Source organism: Mycobacterium gordonae (genome assembly GCF_001417955.2).
GTDB lineage: Bacteria > Actinomycetota > Actinomycetes > Mycobacteriales > Mycobacteriaceae > Mycobacterium > Mycobacterium gordonae_B.
The window spans coordinates 1-12,914 of the sequence record NZ_LKTM01000031.1 but is presented as its reverse complement, the minus strand read 5'-3'; the positions used below and the strand labels follow the sequence as shown (position 1 = coordinate 12,914).

13 protein-coding genes are annotated in these 12,914 nt (G+C 66.0%); 4 read left to right on the top strand and 9 right to left on the bottom strand.

The genetic code is table 11. From position 1 onward, the window contains the following. Positions 1–167: 167 nt before the first annotated feature. The 9 genes from AO501_RS05765 to merA form a co-directional block, all read right to left on the bottom strand. Positions 168–575: a hypothetical protein gene (locus AO501_RS05765; protein WP_055576810.1), complete on the bottom strand. Its 408-nt coding sequence runs from the start codon at positions 573–575 to the stop codon at positions 168–170. After that, positions 572–2,668: a hypothetical protein gene (locus AO501_RS05760; protein WP_055576809.1), complete on the bottom strand. Its 2,097-nt coding sequence runs from the start codon at positions 2,666–2,668 to the stop codon at positions 572–574. Before AO501_RS05760 ends, AO501_RS05765 begins: the two co-directional genes overlap by 4 nt. Continuing rightward, positions 2,665–4,500, bottom strand: coding sequence for a hypothetical protein (locus AO501_RS05755; RefSeq protein WP_136623054.1), 1,836 nt, complete (start codon positions 4,498–4,500; stop codon positions 2,665–2,667). The genes AO501_RS05760 and AO501_RS05755 overlap by 4 nt, the downstream gene beginning before the upstream one ends. Then, on the bottom strand, positions 4,497–5,867 hold the full coding sequence (locus AO501_RS05750; RefSeq protein ID WP_231513269.1) for a tyrosine-type recombinase/integrase: 1,371 nt from the start codon (positions 5,865–5,867) through the stop codon (positions 4,497–4,499). Before AO501_RS05750 ends, AO501_RS05755 begins: the two co-directional genes overlap by 4 nt. Positions 5,868–6,257: 390 nt before the next feature. After that, positions 6,258–6,578 (bottom strand): phytanoyl-CoA dioxygenase family protein, encoded by a 321-nt coding sequence (locus AO501_RS40615; RefSeq protein ID WP_232007743.1) that lies wholly within the window; start codon positions 6,576–6,578, stop codon positions 6,258–6,260. Continuing rightward, positions 6,520–6,984 (bottom strand): MerR family transcriptional regulator, encoded by a 465-nt coding sequence (locus AO501_RS38800; protein ID WP_063892812.1) that lies wholly within the window; start codon positions 6,982–6,984, stop codon positions 6,520–6,522. Before AO501_RS38800 ends, AO501_RS40615 begins: the two co-directional genes overlap by 59 nt. After that, positions 6,981–8,375, bottom strand: a complete 1,395-nt coding sequence (locus AO501_RS05735) for a dihydrolipoyl dehydrogenase family protein (protein ID WP_055576806.1) — start codon at positions 8,373–8,375, stop codon at positions 6,981–6,983. Before AO501_RS05735 ends, AO501_RS38800 begins: the two co-directional genes overlap by 4 nt. A gap of 31 nt (positions 8,376–8,406) precedes the next feature. After that, positions 8,407–8,922, bottom strand: coding sequence for a hypothetical protein (locus tag AO501_RS05730; RefSeq protein ID WP_055576805.1), 516 nt, complete (start codon positions 8,920–8,922; stop codon positions 8,407–8,409). A gap of 102 nt (positions 8,923–9,024) precedes the next feature. Then, complete coding sequence (merA, locus tag AO501_RS05725) at positions 9,025–10,428, bottom strand: mercury(II) reductase (protein ID WP_055576804.1); 1,404 nt, start codon at positions 10,426–10,428, stop codon at positions 9,025–9,027. Between the two features lie 90 nt (positions 10,429–10,518). Between merA and AO501_RS05720 the strand changes: the two genes are divergently transcribed. From AO501_RS05720 to AO501_RS05705, 4 genes are read left to right on the top strand one after another with little or no spacing between them, the layout of a single operon-like run. Then, positions 10,519–10,902, top strand: a complete 384-nt coding sequence (locus tag AO501_RS05720) for an ArsR/SmtB family transcription factor (RefSeq protein ID WP_055576803.1) — start codon at positions 10,519–10,521, stop codon at positions 10,900–10,902. Next, positions 10,899–11,201 carry a hypothetical protein gene (locus AO501_RS05715; protein ID WP_055576802.1) on the top strand — a complete coding sequence of 101 codons (303 nt, stop codon included), beginning with the start codon at positions 10,899–10,901 and terminating at the stop codon, positions 11,199–11,201. Before AO501_RS05720 ends, AO501_RS05715 begins: the two co-directional genes overlap by 4 nt. Then, positions 11,198–11,755 carry a TlpA family protein disulfide reductase gene (locus AO501_RS38795; RefSeq protein WP_055576801.1) on the top strand — a complete coding sequence of 186 codons (558 nt, stop codon included), beginning with the start codon at positions 11,198–11,200 and terminating at the stop codon, positions 11,753–11,755. The genes AO501_RS05715 and AO501_RS38795 overlap by 4 nt, the downstream gene beginning before the upstream one ends. Then, positions 11,752–12,642, top strand: coding sequence for a cytochrome c biogenesis CcdA family protein (locus AO501_RS05705; RefSeq protein ID WP_174900778.1), 891 nt, complete (start codon positions 11,752–11,754; stop codon positions 12,640–12,642). Before AO501_RS38795 ends, AO501_RS05705 begins: the two co-directional genes overlap by 4 nt. Positions 12,643–12,914 lie beyond the last annotated feature (272 nt).

The window sequence follows — 12,914 nt, the reverse complement described above, 5'->3', positions numbered from 1 at the left end:
CGCTTATGTGGCGTATCTGGATCTGTTCATTGTTCGGACGTGTTACCCCTTCGGATCAGTCAGCGTCAGGGATGCCGGTATCGGGGGATGCCCGCCAGGAGATGGTTCGGCAGTGCTAGGGCGATTTAGGTTCGGTCTGTGGGCCGGGGCGTCTGTCCTGTTGGCCGTTAACTGTCTCGGTGTGAGCTCAGATCGGTAATGCCGGCCAGTCGCTCGAGTTGGTTTCTGTAGGCTGCGTTGTGGATGGTGAGCATCCGGATGTGCTCTTCGTAGATCTCGAGATGCTTTCGTAGGTCGGTGTTTTCGGTGCGGAGGCGCCGGATGGTCTCGTCGCGGCCATCGTCACTGTGGCGAGGATGTCGTCGTTTTGGGCCATCGGTTTGTCGTTGTGCGGCGCTGTCGAGCATCGCGTTGGTGATGGCGGCGTAGTGCCGATAGAACGTGGTGCGGTTGACGTTGAATGTCTTCGCCAATGCGGAGACGCTGGGGTAGGCGCCGCCTTCGCGGTGTTCGGTGAGCAATGCGTCAGCCGCGGAGCGCACATCATCGTCGCCAGGAAGTGGGTGCCCGGTCACACAATGTCCTTCGGTGCAGTGGCAGCCTCAAGTAGCGCAGCAAGATCGCGGCGCTGCTGGGTGAGGCGGTGAGCAACGAAGGGGGCCAAGAGTTCCGCAGTGGCGAGGTGGGCGTCGAGTTGATGCAGCTGGTCGGTGAGCGCTTGGAGGTTGTCGGCGGTGAGTGCGACGTTGCGGCACTGCAGGGGTTGGCAGTTGGCGAGGTCCGGCAGGCTCGGATCGCCTGCGGGCGCGAGTTGGCGTCGACAGAGCGCCTTGTCCGGGTTGTAGACGCAGGTGACGAAGTGACCGAGGTAGATGTTGGGGTCTTCGCTGCGCATGATCCTTCGGAGTCGTCGTGGGTCGGTGACCACACTGCCTGTGTAGGCGCTGCCGCGTTGGAGGTTGGTGAGCCGTTCTTCGGCTTCGGGGGCCGCAGGTCCCCGTAAGTCATGGTGCTCATTGTTCTCGATCATGGCCAAGAGGCGCTCGCCGCGTTGCAGTGATTGTTCGGCCTCGACCTCGCCGCGGAACCCGGATTCGGTTGTTCCCGCATAGCCCTCGAACATTTGGATGCTGTGGTGGCGGTATTGGATCGTGCCGGCGATGGCGCCGCCGGGGCGGCGAGCGATGAACCATGCCAGGGTGCGGCGGAACTGGCCACTGGTGAGCCGCCAGCGTTGGCGCCGGATGAGCGGGATGTCGTCGGCCCGGTTGTGTGCGGCGCAGTAGGCGTTGATCCAGTCGACGAATTCGTTCAAATTCTTATTGGTGCACTTGATGGTCACCGAGCGGGAGCGATCGGTTCCGCAAGAACCCATCGTTGCGGACAGTGCTGTGAATAGGTACTTCGCGTCGTCGGGTTGGAGTTGTTCGAGAACGCCGACTGCTCGCTCAACAGATTCCGACACTACCCATGAGGCGGTGACTCCTTTCGGGGTCTCGCCCTTGAACGCGCGACTGGTGATGGTGCGTCGGTAGACGTTCCCTTGGGCGTCTCGTTGGCGGCTCACACAGTCTCGCTGGAGATGTTTGACTTCGCTGTCGCGCATCCCTGACAGGTATGCGATCACCACGTAGCAGGCGGTCAGCAACATTCGGCTCAGCTCGGGCATTCGGTGATAGTCGAATCCGGTCAGCCAGGGCGCGCTGTCGATGCATGCCCGTACTGGTGTGAACAGATAGCAGCCGTCTGCGAAGCCTACCTCTGCCGCGGCGGCCGCGACCATCGCACGTCCGGTCGCTCGGCTGATGAACGTGGATTCCGTGTGTAGTTGTCGGGCAAGGAAGTTCGCATTGACTTCGCCGTCAGCAGTCGTTGGCAGCGGGCGGCGCTGGCTGCGGTAGTCATCTAGCAGGTGCTGCAGCTTGGCCAGTCGTGCTGGGAGTGGCCCGCCGGCGAAGGGTTTGCGTTGATCCATTGCATGCCTGGCGGTGTAGAGCGACCACCATTCCTCACGTGCGGCGAGGATGTCGACGCTGAAGTCGTTGACCCACCGCAACCCCCAGACCAGCAGCGGGCTGATCACTTCCTCGGGAATCCGATCGGTGGCGTTCTCGATACGCCGGGGTGGATGGCTGCTGTGGTTGTGCCATGCCTGCAAACGTTGCGGGTCGACGGTGAGCCGGTCGGTGTGTAGGGCGTCGCGGAACACCCAAAACAGCCGGGCGGCCCGCCGGTGCATACCGCGCTGTGTTGGACTCAAATCCGTGAGCAGGACCCATTGTTGATAGTCGACGAGGTCCTCGCGGGTGATCGCGGCTAGTGTGCAGCGGCCCCGACCGTGTGACCAGTCCAAGAACTTCTTCACGTGGCTAAAGGCAATACGAATAGAGACCTGCTTGAGGCGGGCCTCCCCGGGTGGCAGCTCGCCAACCAGCAAGGCGTAGAACAGTTCTTTGGTGACCGCGCGGAACGGCTCGGGCAGCGTGGGGAAGTTCAAGATGCTGCGAGCCAGCTGGTCCTGGTGGTTGATCGGGTGCAGGTCCCAGATGTCATCGCCGAACCGCGACGTGGTGGCAAGTTCGATTCCCTCGCGGAGTTCGTGTCCACCCAGGACGAAGGCGTCCGGGTCGATGAACACCGGGGTGTGAGCCACCTGGGGCGTCGTCATCGTGGCTCCTGCGGGCCATCCAGCAACGCCAACAGCTCGGGCAGACCCTCAGCGGGCTGTGCTCGATCCCATTCCGCTGGAGTGAATTTCGGGCGGATGTGTTCGGTGATCGCTATCCACGCCATGCCGTAACGGCGCCACCACAGATCCAGTGCGATCTTGCCGCGCTCATCGATCAACCAGTCCAGCAACGCTTTCAGTTTCGGGATGTGGTTGTGGGTGACGAGGGCATTCGAGCAGCCGAAGCACATCAGGAATGACACACCGCAGCGACCTCCGCCATCGAGAGGGCTGTGATCGATATCAGCGCAGGCGGTCACGGCGGTATCGAGATTTCCGGCCAACAGGTCTGTGGCGGTGGTAGCGGTCACATCCAATTGGAGGGCTGCGTTGTTCGGCGTTGTCACCTGACCGGCCAGCACCCGGGCGTGGCAAGCCTGGGCTGCGGTCTCGGCGTCTGACAGCGCCGCGGTGATCACCCCGCCCGCCCAGTCATGCACCGACGGATCGCCGCGCAGATAGTTGGTGAACAGCACCGGCATGGTGTTGGAGCGAATCGACGAGGGCAGATGGCCGCCGGCGGCGCGGGTATTGCGAATGTCCACTGTCTTTTTCAAGCGCAGCGAAGTGATCTGCAGCGGTTGACCGTTGTCATCAAGGAGGGGGTGGCGCTGCTTCCAGCGCTGCATATGCCAGTCCTTCAGATGCAATCCCACGTCGAACGGGCCGTGGTGACCGTCGGGCGGATCCCACACCGACCACAGCGACGACGTGCCGCTGAACGACCGACCCAGCCGCATCATCTGCTCGAGCAGCAGGTAATAGCCGCCGGGGCGGCGTAGCTGCTGGCTGGGAGTGCCGATCTCCCAGTGCACCGTCTCGAACATGCGTGCAGGACCGCGCCGGCGTTTGATCACCTCCACCCGGACAGCCTTGTCCTCCAACACATCGTGCTCGATCGTGAGATCTTTGAGGGTTTCCAGGTTGCGCCCCGAGATTCCGACGGCCAATGTCAGTAGCGGGCCCAAATCGAAGCCGGTGACAAACAGCTGGCGTGCCAGCGTCATCATCGGGTGGTTGTCCCACGCCCTGGAATCGTGGGCGATAACTGGAATCTCACCGGTAGCCGCAATCTCGGCCAGCACCTTCGCGAGTCGACGCTCCTCGGCGCTCAACGTGTCAGGCTCACGCTCATAGCGGGTGACTAGGCGTTGGCCGCGCTGAAGCCGCGATCGGATCGCGGCGACCTCCGACCGGGCCGCCGCCATGATCGCGTTGAATTCCCGGTCGGAATACCCGCCGATGGCGGGATTCTGGCCCACAGAACGACGGCGATGCAGCCACGCATCGACCTCCTCGGCGATCATGCCCGCCGGCATCTCGCCGACGACACGGCCCACAGCTCTAACCTCATGCACCAGTCCGCGTTGTTTCACCTGCGCATGGCGTTGCCGCCAGTAGCACTCGAGATGGTCGACGGTCAGCTCCCCGGGCGTCGCCGGCGGATCCACCAGCGACGCCAACGCGACCAGGAAGCGGTGCCAGCACCAGAACACTCCGGCTGCACTCTCGGGTGTCCGTAGCGTTCCACTGGCACCGGTGCAGCGGGCGAAGGCGTCGGCCAACGGCTTATGCCAGCCCGGCAGTGGGAACGTCTTCAATTTGAACGTGCGGCGACGCCCGTTCTCCCCCACCACCGCCACTTCCAATCCGCTGCCCGTGGGCTGCACCCGCTCGGGTGGTTCGTAGACGCCCTCAGGGCGATCGGCGGGGCGGCCCCTGCGTGTGAGGGGTCCTTGGCGCGGCGCCTCGCTCGGCTCTGGGCTCGTCACGCCGAATCCGCGGTGTCAACGATCTTCTCGTCGGCGATCTCGCCGCTCAATTCGCCGGCCGGCAGCTGCAATTCGGCCCACTCGTCAGGAACCAGCGCTAGCCGAGTTTCCATGGCGAGTTCGTTGAGGGTGTGCAGATATTTGAACGTTGTTTCCACCGATCGATGCCCCAAGCGCCGGCGCACCCAGTCCAGCGGATCACCGAAAATCTGCTCATAAGTCGTGCGCTGCGCCGGGTTCATGGCGCCCAGCTCGCGGATGTGCTCACGTTGTAGCTGCTCCAACGTCACCACCGCGTAGGTGTGGCGCAACAAATGCGGGTGAGCCCGCAGGTCCACCGCGTGGCGTCGGCAGCGGTCGTTGGCATCACCAAACATTGACTGCCAGGTTCCCGGCATGACTGGCAGCCCGTTGCGGTTCAACCACAGCGTCGCCGGTTCCAAACCCTCGGCGCCACAGATGAATAGGCGCCGACGCTGGCGTGGATTGAGAGTCTCCACCGGGCGGCGGCGACCACCGCTGGTGCGCGGCGCGATCACCGCGCATTGCGGGTCCTCAACAACCAGTTTGGCCGCAATCTGGTTGTAGCTGCCGCGGCTGCGGGCTTGTTCGATCAGCTCGGCGCGGTCGAAGCGGATGTAGTCCCACACCTCGCGTAACACCGTGGCCGGGATGTAGATCCGGCGGCCCGAACCATTCTTGGCGATCGCCGCCGGCAATCGGGTCGGCGAGTAGGCGCGATGGGTGTCCATGTCGGGCACGTCGAACATGGTCAGGCTGGCCTGCTCGGTCAGCCGCAATCCGGTGCGAACCATCAGATCGCAGAAGGTGGCGTTGCGGGCAGCGTTTCGGCCACCGAACGACTGATCGAGCAGACCGGTGGGCAGATACCCGCGAACACCAACATCGCGCCAGCGGCGATAGGACGCCGGTGGCAACCACGCCAAGTCTTCACGATGGCCGTCCTTGGGTGCTTCGGCAGGCGTCAGTCCCGCCTCCTCGCGACGGCGCCATCGGCGATCGCGCGCTGCCCGCTGCAAGATCGGGTTGTGCTCAACGAATCCCGATTCGGTTGCCCACCGGTAGAACGAGTTCACGGTGGCGACTTCGCGGCCCCACGTGGCACCCCTCACCCCAGGCCCGCGCTCATCGATGCGCCGCCACCGGTGATAGGCTGCGCGATCTTCGGGGGTCGCGTCGCGCCACGATCGCTTTCCGAGCGGTTGGCGATGGTGCCACAGAAACGTCAGGAAATTCGCTAGGTCGTAGGCGATCGCTGCCTGAGTGTTTTCCGGCGCCGGGTGCAACAGGAAGTAGGTGTTCAGGTCGATGTCGTAGTGGCCGTCAGGCGATATCAAGAATGGCACGCCGTCCTCAATGCCCTTGCTGTCCAACCACTCTGCGACTACGTCTGTGTTCAGGCTCTGCAGCGTTGGCCGCGCCGTGCGCGGCATCACCAATTGTCGATGCGTGAAATGCACTCGCCAACCTAAGATCGGCATTGCCTGGAAAGCTACCGCGGCGTCTATCGCATGCGCGCGACCGACACACGGCAGACACTCGCATGTGCCAATCCGTCGATGTCTGGGCGCCCGCTGCTTCAGCAGGAGTCGCCGCGATCAAGGTGTCAGTCGATGACCCAGCCACTCAAGTAGGCCTGCCCAGCTGATGACTGTGACCGAACCGGTCCTGCGTGTAGTCGTGCGGGAGCTGGTGTGCACCATGTCAATTCGGTATACCGACGGCTCGGCTGATGCTTAACCATCACATGGCGCTGAGCTGATCAATGGGTAACGTTCATCGGGCAGTGGTTGACCCGGGGAATATGGGAGCCCGTCGTGGCCGGGAAGCGGCTGGTAGGTGGCTTGGGCGTCGGTGTAGGTGATCAGCATTGATACCCGGTTCTGGGCGGTGTGGTTGGCACCGGCGCAGTGTGCGGTGCGGCGGTGGTGCAAGGTGACGTCACCGGCGCGCAGCGGAACGGTGACCCGCGCTGCCCACCGAAGTTCGGGCCAGTGGTCAAACAGGTAGGAGTGGTGCTCCTGGCGCACCAGGTCGGCGAGGTCGATACCGGTGATGTCGATGCGTTCCGGGCCGCCTCGCCGGTGTGAGCCCGATAGGAACGTGAGGCAGTTCGTAGGCGTCGATGCGGTCCAGCGTGGCTTGCAACGCCGCGATCCGCTCATTCGTGCGCTGCCGCGACGCCGCCAGCAGTGCGGCAAGTCGTATCCCCGGCGGTTGGGGGTGCGGGCGGGTCAGGTCACCGATCTCACGCAGCGTCAGTCCCATACCGCGCAGCGTGCTGATCAACTGCAGGCAGCGCAGCGCCTCGCGGGTATAGGTGCGATACCCGCCGGGACTGCGCCCGATGGTGTTCACCAAGCCCTGATCGGTGTACTCCCGCACCGCCTTGATCGGGATGCCGGTGCGGCGCGACAGCTCACCGACCGTGAACACGTCAGCGTGAAAACTGTGGTGGTTCATGAATTCTCCTGCGGCTTGCGTGGACCGAGGTCGAGTCGTTCGGCGGCATGCAGCAAGGCCTCACTGTAGGTGGGGAATTGGGCGATGCCGTCGAGCAAGACGTCGATGGGAACCTGGGCGCGGATGGCCAACGCGGCCTGATGAATCCATTCCCCGGCCATCGGAGCCACCGCCCACGCACCAACCAGGACGCGGCGACTACGGTCGGCGAGCAGCCCGAGGGTGCCGGCGGGCTGGGTTTCATAGGTCCACGGCCGCGCCAACGCATCAGGCAGGTTCAGTTCGGTACTGACGACGTCCAGGCCTGCGCTTTGGGCCTCCTCACCGGTCATTCCGACGGCGGCGATCTCGGGTTGGGCGAACACCACCCGCGGAATGCCGGTGTAGTGCGCCCGCCGCGAGGTGCCCGCGATGTTGTCGGCGACCACCCGGGCTTGATACATCGCGACGTGGGTGAACAACGCGACACCAGTGACATCGCCCAGCGCCCACAACCCATCACCGGTCACCCGGCAGTGCTCATCGACGGCCAGCTCGCCGCGATCGCCGATGGTGACGCCGACGCTGTCGAGGCCCAGGCCGGCGGTGGCGGGTTCGCGTCCGGCGCCCAGCACGATCACATCGGTGCGCACCGATGTGCCGTCGTCGAACTCGACCACGGCGTCGGCGCCGTCGCGGCGCGCCCGGGTGGCTTGGCGGCCCAGCCGCACGTCGATGCCGTCGTCGCGTAACCGGGCAGCGACCAGCTCACCGACTCGCGGGTCTTCGCGGTCCAGCAGCCGCGGGCCGCGCTGCACGAGGGTGACGTGGCTGCCCATGCGGGCCAGGAACTGCCCCAACTCGACCCCGACCGCGCTGCCGCCGATCATCACCGCCCGTTGCGGGATCTCGCGCAGGGTGGTGGCCTCGCGGTTGGTCCACACCACAGTCGCGTCCAGGTCGTCGAGGCCGTCGATGGGTGGGCGCACCGGCTGCGAACCGGTGGCGATCACCACATGCGCCGCGGTGATCTCGGTGTCGGCGACGCTGATGCGCCAGGGGTCACGACCGGTCAACCGGGCGGTGCCTTTGAGGACCGTCACCCCTTGCCGCTGATAGCCGGTGACCTGATTGGTGTCGTCGAGGTGGCGGATCATGTAGTCGCGATAGTCCCGCAGCGCCGGCCAATCCAGCGCCGGCCGCGATAACCCGGCGGCGGCCGCGGCTTCGGCGCGGGCCTCGGTGGGCCGCAGCAGCGTCTTGGATGGGATGCACGCCCAATAGGCGCATTCCCCGCCGATCAGCTCCCGCTCGATCAGTGCCACGCGCAAGCCGGCGGAAATCAGCCGCCCGACGGCGACTTCGCCGCCCGGGCCGGCGCCGATCACGACGGCGTCGAAGTGCTCTGCCATACGGATTGTCTCCTTCGGGTGGGTGCGGTGGTCAGGGGCGGCGGCGCCGCAGCGCCCACCAGCCCTCGATGACGGCGGCGGTGACCGCGCCATAGGCGAGATGCGCCAGGAATCCGCGCACGTGGGTGCTGACCGGATAGGCGCGGTCTGCGGCGCTGAACCCCAGCAGCGGGGTCAGCATCTCATCGACGATCAGTGACATCGACGCGCCGGTGAGCAGACCGGCCACCGCAGGGTTCAGGCCGACCGCGCGGCGCAGGACCGCATACACCGGCGCCCAACTGATGCCCAGCCCGTAGTGCACGACCATCCCGGCGCGCTCTCGCACCGGGTCGGGTAGGTGGATGCCGAGCAGGTCGAGCGTCTTGTCGGCGGCGACCTGAAACGGCGGGCCGGGCCGGGCGGCGTCTTCACGCTGGCGATCCCGCTGGGATTCGCGCTGGTAAAGCTTGCTGCTCACCGGCTCCATCACTTTGGTGCCCACATAGCCGCCGACAGCCCCGACGAGCAGATCTTCGGCGAATTCGCCTCTGCTGGACCAGATCATCACGACACCACCCGCCAAAGTGTGATTGCTGTGGCGGGCACCCGGTTCGGCGGGGCGAGCGCGATGGTAGTCATGTAGCCCTCCCTCGATACTGCATGTTTCTCAGGCGGCGCAGCAGGACAGTTTGGTGACGTCGCGGGTGAAGGTTTGCGCGGCCAGTTTGAGGCCCTCGGCCATCGTCAGATACGGGCTCCACAGCTGCGCCACCTGCTGCACGGTCATCTTGTTGGCCAGCAGGTAGACGGCGGCGGCGATGACGTCACCTGCGCCGGCGGCCAGCACATGCGCACCGAGTAGGCGCCCGGTGCCACGTTCGGCGACAAGCTTGATCGCGCCGCGGGTGTCGCGGTTCACAATCGCGCGGGGCACGTTCTGTAGCGACAGCACCCGGCACTCACAGTCATAACCCTGGGCCTGGGCATCGGCCTCGGTCAGCCCAACGGTGGCCAGGCTGGGCGAGGTGAAGGTGACCGCCGGCAGCGCGCGGTAATCGACGCTGCGCCCGGCCCCGTCAAAAGCGTTGTCGACCACCACGGCGCCGTGGGCGGCGGCGACGTAGACGTATTGCGGATGACCGGTGACATCACCGGCCGCCCAGATCCGCGGGTTGGCGCTGCGCAGCTGCCCGTCGACCACCACCCGACCACTGTCAGCGGTGGCCACGCCGACGGCGTCTAAGTTCAACCCGGCGGTCACCGGTGCCCGCCCGGTCGCCACCAGCAGCCGCTGCCCGCTCACCCGCTGACCGCCGCTGGTCGCGACGATGACGCCGGCGTTGTCGGGATCCACGCGGACAGCGCGCTCGCCGATCACGGTGATGCCCTCATCGGCGAACACCGCCGCCAGTCGCTCGGCCAGTTCGGGTTCGGTGTGCGGGGCGAAGCGGCCCACGATGCTGACCCTCATCCCCAGCCGCGCCCATAACTGCGCCTGTTCCAGCCCCACATAGCCGGCGCCGACCACGACCAGCGATTCCGGTAGCGCGGTCTGGGCCATCGCAGTAGTGGAGGTCAGGTAGTCGATGCCATCCAGGCCGTCGAGCCGGTCGATGCGCGGCGCGGAACCGGTGGCGATCAGATAGTGCTCGGCCTCGATACGCGCGCGCCCCCCGTCCCCTAACTGCACCTGCAGCACCGGCCCCGGGGCGAAGCGGGCCTGCCCCGGCACGATCTCCCACCCATATTCGGCGGCCAGGTCGGCGTACTTGTCGGCGCGCAGCCCCTCCACGAGGGCGTCCTTGCCGCCGATCAGCGCGGGGGCATCCACCGGGCCCGCCGCGGTGGCGATGCCCGGAAAGTGCTGGTCCAGCGCCACATGGCGGGCCTCGGCCGCGGCCAGCAGCGCCTTGGACGGCACGCAACCGGTATTGACACAGGTGCCCCCGGTCACGTCGCGCTCGATCATCACCACGGTTTTGTCCTTGCCGCGGGCGGCGATCGCCGCCGCGAACGCGGCACCCCCCGAGCCGATCACCGCCAGGTCATAACTGACCACAATGCTTCCCATCCTCACGTATCCGCCTTGCCGAATATATAGATGGCATCCTAGTATCTGTTTATCCGAATATCAGCGACTCAATCGAAGGACCGTGTTTTCGTGCCCGAGACTCCCCACCCCAGCCCCACGCTGTTGCCAGCCACCGCCAACGGCGTCGAGATGGTGGCGAAGTTCTTCCGCGCCCTCGGGGACCCGGCCCGGCTGCGGCTATTGGAGTTCCTGCTCAACGAGGAACACACCGTCAGCGAATGCATCGCACACATCGGCCTGTCCCAGGGCCGCATCTCCACCCACCTGGCCTGCCTATCGGACTGCGGTTATGTGCAGCTGCGCCGCCACGGCCGCTATGCCTACTACCGGGTGAGCGACCCGCGGGTGGCCGAACTGGTGCTGCTGGCGCGCTCGGTGGCCGCCGACAACGCCGCCGCGCTGGCCGCCTGTATGCGCATCGCCCCGGCCAGCCGCGAGGAGATCGCGCCGTGACCAAACACCACGACACCGGGACGCTGGCAGCGATCCTGGGCGCCATAACGTTGGCCGTGGCCGCGATCGCCTGTTGCGCGGCGCCGCTGCTCATCGCCTCGGGTGCGCTGGCCGTGATCGGCGGCCTCGTGCGTAACGGGTGGGTCATCGGCACCGCCGCGGCGGTGCTGCTCGCCGCGCTCACCTACACCGTGTATCACCGCCGATCCCGCCACCACGGCCAGCAGTCACCGCACTGCGATCCACCCACACACCCCAACACCGGCGACCAGCACCGCGTTAACGGAGAGCGATCATGACCGACACCAGCACACCCACCGTGCACACCGGCCCGCGACGGCGGCTCCTGATCATCATCGGCGGCGTGGTAGTCGCCGCAGCGGCCATCGCTTATGTCGTGCTCTGCTGGCACCCGTGGACCGACGCTGCGGCAGACCAAAACGGTGGCGCCACACCTACTTTGACTGCGCACACCGCCACCGGCACACCGCTCACCGTGCCCGGTTCCCGACCCGCAGTGGTGTTGTTCTTCGCCGTCGAATGCGGCACCTGCGGGCCTACCGCCCAAACACTCGCCCAAACCCAAGCCCAGAACCCCACCCGGGCGGACTTCGTCGCCGTGGACATCGCCGGGCAGGAGCCGCAATCCGAAGTCGCCGGCTTCCTCACCGCCAACAACGCAGCGGGGGTGGCCAACGCGATCGACACCGACACCGCCTGGGCCCGCCGGTTCAATATCACCCAACTGTCCACCGTGGTGATCATCGACACCACCGGCAAGGAAGTATTCCGCGCCGTCGAACCCTCCGCCCAACAACTCCAAGCGGCACTAGCCAAAGTGGCCGATCGGTGAACGGACTACTGGCACTTGCCTTCGGCGCCGGCATGATCGCCCCCATCAACCCGTGCGGATTCGCGGTGCTGCCCGCCGTGCTGGCCTACACCGCCACCGGTGAGCACACGTCCGCGGGATTGGCGGCCAGGATCAGCCGGGGGCTGCGCGCCGGCGCGGCGCTGACCATCGGATTTGCCGGCACCTTCACAGTTCTCGGCGTGGCCGCAGCACTCGGGCTGCGCCAACTCATCGGCGCCGTCCCGTGGGCCGCGACCGTCCTCGCGGCGATGCTGACCCTTGCCGGACTGGTCATGCTGGCCGGGCGCCATATCCCAATCCGGCTGCCCGGCCCCCACTTCGGCCGCAATCCTCAACGGCCCCTGGACATGCTCCTCTACGGTGTCGGGTACGCGATCGCCTCGGCCTCCTGCAGCATCGCGATCCTGCTCTCGGTTATCAGCCAGGCACTGGCCACCAGCAACGTGTCCGGTGTACTCGTTGTCTTCGGCGCCTACACCGCCGGCTCAGCCACCCTTCTGCTCACCGTCGCACTACTGGCCGCCGTCGCGAACACCGTTGCCACACAGCGCATGCGGCCACTGATGCCGCACATGACCCGGATCGCCGGGACCATTCTCTTTGCATCCGGGGTCTATCTGCTCCACTACTGGATCCCACAACTCACAGGACACCGCCTCCCCCCAGATCCCCTGGCCACCGGCGTCGCCCGAGTCGGCACCTGGATCACCACGCACCAAACACTCGTCGCCACAGCCGCATTCGCCATCATCGCCATCAGCACCGCACTAGTCACACTCCCGCGACGAACGCACCCAGCCGCGGCCAGCGACACTCACCGCGCCGCCACCGCTGAACCCGCCTCCACCAACCCAACCAGCGACTGAAGCATCGCAGCGAGTTCAACCGATCGGCGAATCGATGTGGGCCCGACACAGCCGCGCCCAACAACGCGCGGCTGACCCGATGACGCCGCGGCGCGGGCCTGAAGCGGGCACCAACTGCAAGAGACAGCCCCGCTCACCTGCAGCGCATCGGCTCAAGACGGCTGCCGAGGGACATTCGACACACCAACACTCGTTAACGGGCCGACCGTCGCTTACGCATGGTGTCCCACCACTTCTTCTTGGGCACGAACAGTGTTCAGTCATACATAAGC